This window comes from Lentzea sp. NPDC058436 (genome assembly GCF_042721515.1).
Classification (GTDB): Bacteria; Actinomycetota; Actinomycetes; order Mycobacteriales; family Pseudonocardiaceae; genus Lentzea.
Genome location: NZ_JBHXLF010000044.1, coordinates 1 through 4,380, shown reverse-complemented (window position 1 = coordinate 4,380; position 4,380 = coordinate 1). Strand labels below are relative to the sequence as shown.

Here is a 4,380-nt window from a genome sequence, read left to right as displayed (position 1 = left end):
GCCGCATCCTTTCCCCGGCTTTTCTTTACTTGAGCGCCATCTCTTTATTTCGTCATTCGTGAGCATGTAACGCCCGCCGCAGTCTCACGGCAGGAGCGTAGCGACCGAGTGAGCGAGGAGGCGTCATTTCATCGACACCTGCATTTCGCACTTACGCCCCGCAGCCGCATTTTTTCCCCTGCCACATGAAGCACTTCCCTGAGTCACCACTCCGAACTAACATATTAAGCCAGTATACACTCCGCTAGCGCTACGTGACTGGTTCAGGGCTGCGCCCCGAAACCCGCTAAAACCACTGACGCGCCTGCGGCTTGTCCAACACCGCGCCGAACGGGAAAAGATTTCCCGCCCGTCCCGGCGTTATCAGGAGGCCGGATTGGCAGACAAACGCAGCAAAATGCTCACCATGTGGGTGACCGAAGATGAGCACCGCCGTCTGCTGGAGCGCTGCGACGGTAAACAGCTCGCGGCCTGGATGCGGCAGACGTGCCTGGACGAGAAGCCCGCCCGAACCGGCAAACTTCCCTCGCTCTCGCCGGCGCTGCTTCGTCAGCTTGCCGGCATGGGGAACAACCTTAACCAGATTGCCCGGCAGGTTAACGGCGGTGGCGGCAGCGGGCACGACCGCGTGCAGGTTGTCGCCGCGCTGATGGCCATCGATGCCGGACTCGAGCGGCTGCGGCACGCCGTGCTGGAAAAGGGGGCAGACGATGATCGTTAAGTTTCACCCCCGGGGGCGCGGCGGTGGCGCCGGGCCTGTGGATTACCTGCTGGGCAAAGACCGCCAGCGCGAAGGTGCCAGCGTTCTGCAGGGGAAGCCGGAGGAAGTCCGGGAGCTTATCGACGCCTCGCCCTACGCCAAAAAATACACATCCGGCGTCCTGTCTTTTGCCGAACAGGACTTACCGCCCGGCCAGCGTGAAAAGCTGATGGCGAGCTTCGAGCGGGTTCTGATGCCCGGACTCGATAAAGACCAGTACAGCGTGCTGTGGGTTGAGCACCGGGACAAAGGGAGGCTGGAGCTGAACTTCCTGATCCCGAACACGGAGCTGCTGACCGGCAGGCGTCTCCAGCCGTATTACGACCGCGCCGACCGACCGCGCATCGATGCCTGGCAGACCATTGTGAACGGCAGGCTGGGGCTGCACGATCCAAACGCGCCGGAAAACCGGCGGGCGCTGGTCACGCCGTCCGCGCTGCCGGAAACGAAGCAGGAAGCCGCCCAGGCGATTACGCGGGGTTTACTGGCCTTAGCCTCGTCCGGGGAGCTGAAAACCCGTCAGGACGTCACTGAGGCGCTGGAAAGCGCTGGTTTTGAGGTGGTGCGCACTACAAAAAGCAGCATCAGCATTGCCGACCCGGACGGGGGGCGAAACATCCGACTGAAGGGAGCCATCTATGAACAGTCTTTTAACGCTGGCGAAGGACTTAGAGCAGAAATCGAAAGCGCAGCAGCAGAGTACCGGCGAGATGCTGAAAGCCGCATTCAGCGAGCACGAGAAGTCTGTCAGAGCGGAACTGAGCGAAAGCGAGAAGAGAATCAGCGCCGCCATCCTCGAGCACGACCGGAAGCTGTCCTCAGCCATGAGCCAGCGCACGAAAGGGATGCTGCGCATGGTCAGCCAGACGTGGCTGACCATCGTCCTGGTGTCCGCGCTGCTGATCGCTTCGAGCGCGGCCATTCTGTGGTGGCAGAGTCAGCAGATACTCGACAATTACACGACCATCCGGGAGCAGAAGAGCACGCAGGCTATGCTGTCCGATCGGAACAGCGGCGTGCAGCTCTCGACCTGCGGCGATCAGAGACGCCGCTGCGTGAGGGTGAACCCGGAAGCGGGACGGTTCGGAGAGGATTCGAGCTGGATGATACTGGCGGGGAAATAGCACATGACGGAGCTGGAAAAACAGTTGCTGAGCGCATTAGAGCAGCTACAGCAGGACTACTCGAAAAGGCTGGACGAGTGGGAGAACGCCTTCGCGGAATGGCGGACGATGTCTGGTCTTATGCAACGGGAGAACGCGGCGCTGAGCGAGCGCGTCACGGTCTTGAGCAGGCAGGTGCAGAGTTTGAGCGATCAGCTGCGCCGGTTGTCGCAAGGCTGAACGGAATCGAGGCGCACCGGGAGCAGCAGCGGGCGGCGCAGCACCAGAAAGCGCTGGAGCTGGAACGATCGCAGCGCCAGCGGACGTATGACGGTCCGTCGCTGTAACAAACCGGATAAAACGGGGGGGGCGGCGCAGATCCCCGCCGAAAGCCGGTGCCATTCACCCGGTTGCATGGCTATGCAGTCGGGTGAAATTTATCTGACGCGGAATGCGCGATTTAGTGGGGAGTTTACTGCCGGTTTTACCGGGCTGACGCCGCTTTCGCGCCGAACCCGCCCTGAGGCGGTGCCGGAAAGCACTGTTATGGTAAATGCGGAGTTAATGCATGCTCTTTTGACGTCACTTTTAAACTAAATTGACGTCCTGACGTCTAGTTAGTATTATTATTTTATACAAAAATACTGGATTTATAAACATGTCTTTGGCTCCTGGTGTTGTTCGTGACTCGATAATTGAATGTTTTTTAAGGCTTGGAAGAGAAGCTTCTATTGAGGAGATAACCAACGCTGTTTATTTGAAAATTGGAGAAATTTCAAAATCTTCTGTACGTTCATATCTGAGTTTAAATACCCCTGGTCTGTTCGAACGAGTAGATCGCGGTGTCTATCGCTTAAATGGTGATGCTGGTATTACTCCCTCCTTAGATTTGACGTCTTCACCTAAGGCTGTTGGGAAATCGACGATTTTTTTTGATGATGCAATTGAATGGTTAAAAAGGCAAAAAGATAATTCAATTCATGCAGTTGTAACCGATCCTCCTTACGGATTAGTCGAGTATACAAAACAGCAGACTGAGAAACTAAGGGCAGGGAAAGGTGGTATTTGGAGAAAGCCGCCTTCCTTTGATGGACATAAGCGTGCGCCATTACCTCGCTTTACGGTTTTGCGGGAAGAAGATCTTAGAAATATATCATTATTTTTCAAAGAACTATCCTCGCAAGTCGAAAGGGTGGTTGTTCCTGGCGGGAATATAGTTATCGCATCCAACCCTCTTCTATCGCATATAGTCGCGGACTCTATGTCTACGTCTGGCTTAGAGCTACGAGGTTACATCGCGCGTCAGGTTATGACCATGAGAGGAGGGGATAGGCCCAAAAACGCCCATGATGAATTTGGAGATGTTTCTGTCATGCCACGTTCTCAATGGGAACCATGGATAGTGCTGAGAAAGCCTCTAGATGGAAGGGTTCAGGATAATCTACGAAAGTGGAAAACAGGTGGATTCAGGAGAATTTCAGCTGACAGGCCATTTGGCGATGTCATTAAATCTCATCCGACGCCAGCACATGAAAAAAAGATAGCGCCACATCCGTCATTAAAGCCGCAAAATTTCATGAGGCAATTAGTGAGGGCAGTGCTTCCTTTAGGAGAGGGGATTATTCTCGATCCATTTATGGGGGGCGGCTCCACATTAGCAGCTGCAAACCATATAGGTTATGAGAGCATTGGAGTTGAAATAGACCGGGAGTTCTTTGATTTGGCGGAGAAAGCTATCCCCGCGCTATCAGCCCTTCCAAGCAAGGAAAATAACTAAACTAAATCCTTGTAAACCCAGCTTTCTCTGAGCTTCTTCAACCCTTCTTTGTGAAGGGTTGCTGTTCTGGTTCCTAATGCACCACGATCATTACGACGGAAGTCATTTTCATCAACGTGGCAAAGATATACCTCGGTAAATTTCATCGACTTTCTGTCTGAGGCCGGTTCAGTCTCATTATCTACATTGTAGACAAATACGCACATCCATTGAGATCTTGCCCCATGAGTATCGACGGCACCCCCATTTTTCCTGGTGGTTTTTATTTCAATGCCGTCTTCCCCTGAGGAGATACTGTCATTCGGATACTTGCCTCTAACAACTAGGTCTGGATGTCCATTGAAATGCTTGTTTTCAACAAGTGATCTTGAAAATTTAGCGAGGGAAGCTGTGATCATATCTGAAATGAGGCCAGACATAGCTGCTGGTCTCATCATGTCATCAAGCCTATGCAATCCTTTGTTTGATAGTAAATTGTTCACATCATGGAAGAAGTCATAAATATCTTCCATTGCGTGCTCAAAATCACTAATCCTTAGCGAATACGGCAGATCGAGCTCTGGGTTAAACCCCTGTCGATTAACTACTGACCTGTCTTGCATCTTAGTTCCTTGAATAAGATATAAAAGTTCGAAAGCTCTTTGTCATATCTTACCAAGAAGATCCTTGACGATCATTGTCGTTTGGGCGTAGCCTCTTGAAACGAAAAAACCGCCTGGGGACGCGGTTTAATCGAAGGT

Annotated in this window: 5 protein-coding genes and 1 pseudogene; 5 read left to right on the top strand and 1 reads right to left on the bottom strand. The window is 53.0% G+C overall.

The features are described from left to right. The first annotated feature begins 397 nt into the window (after positions 1-397). The 5 genes and pseudogenes from ACFWN2_RS45930 to ACFWN2_RS45910 all read left to right on the top strand — a co-directional run bounded on the left by ACFWN2_RS45930 (position 398) and on the right by ACFWN2_RS45910 (position 3,640). On the top strand, positions 398-721 hold the full coding sequence (locus ACFWN2_RS45930; RefSeq protein ID WP_170989424.1) for a MobC family plasmid mobilization relaxosome protein: 324 nt from the start codon (positions 398-400) through the stop codon (positions 719-721). Next, positions 660-1,076, top strand: a pseudogene (locus ACFWN2_RS45925) (relaxase/mobilization nuclease domain-containing protein); the annotation flags it as partial. The gene ACFWN2_RS45930 and the pseudogene ACFWN2_RS45925, both read left to right, overlap by 62 nt. A gap of 322 nt (positions 1,077-1,398) precedes the next feature. Continuing rightward, the gene (locus ACFWN2_RS45920) at positions 1,399-1,884 is read left to right on the top strand and encodes an MbeB family mobilization protein (protein WP_137502582.1); all 486 of its coding nucleotides are present in this window, start codon (positions 1,399-1,401) and stop codon (positions 1,882-1,884) included. 3 nt (positions 1,885-1,887) lie between these two features. Then, positions 1,888-2,103 (top strand): MbeD family mobilization/exclusion protein, encoded by a 216-nt coding sequence (locus ACFWN2_RS45915; protein ID WP_079967714.1) that lies wholly within the window; start codon positions 1,888-1,890, stop codon positions 2,101-2,103. 418 nt (positions 2,104-2,521) lie between these two features. Further along, positions 2,522-3,640 (top strand): DNA methyltransferase, encoded by a 1,119-nt coding sequence (locus tag ACFWN2_RS45910; RefSeq protein WP_077952212.1) that lies wholly within the window; start codon positions 2,522-2,524, stop codon positions 3,638-3,640. Here ACFWN2_RS45910 and ACFWN2_RS45905 read toward each other — a convergent pair. After that, entirely contained in the window at positions 3,637-4,242 is a 606-nt protein-coding gene (locus tag ACFWN2_RS45905; RefSeq protein ID WP_069475750.1) for a hypothetical protein, read from the bottom strand. The two genes, ACFWN2_RS45910 and ACFWN2_RS45905, sit on opposite strands and share 4 nt — an antisense overlap. Positions 4,243-4,380: the final 138 nt, after the last annotated feature.

Excerpts from the sequence above, each read along its gene's own strand:
- ACFWN2_RS45930 (WP_170989424.1), top strand. The coding sequence starts at position 398 with ATGCTCACCATGTGGGTGACCGAAGATGAGCACCGCCGTCTGCTGGAG.
- ACFWN2_RS45920 (WP_137502582.1), top strand. The coding sequence starts at position 1,399 with ATGAACAGTCTTTTAACGCTGGCGAAGGACTTAGAGCAGAAATCGAAA.
- ACFWN2_RS45915 (WP_079967714.1), top strand. The coding sequence starts at position 1,888 with ATGACGGAGCTGGAAAAACAGTTGCTGAGCGCATTAGAGCAGCTACAG.
- ACFWN2_RS45910 (WP_077952212.1), top strand. The coding sequence starts at position 2,522 with ATGTCTTTGGCTCCTGGTGTTGTTCGTGACTCGATAATTGAATGTTTT.
- ACFWN2_RS45905 (WP_069475750.1), bottom strand. The coding sequence starts at position 4,242 with ATGCAAGACAGGTCAGTAGTTAATCGACAGGGGTTTAACCCAGAGCTC.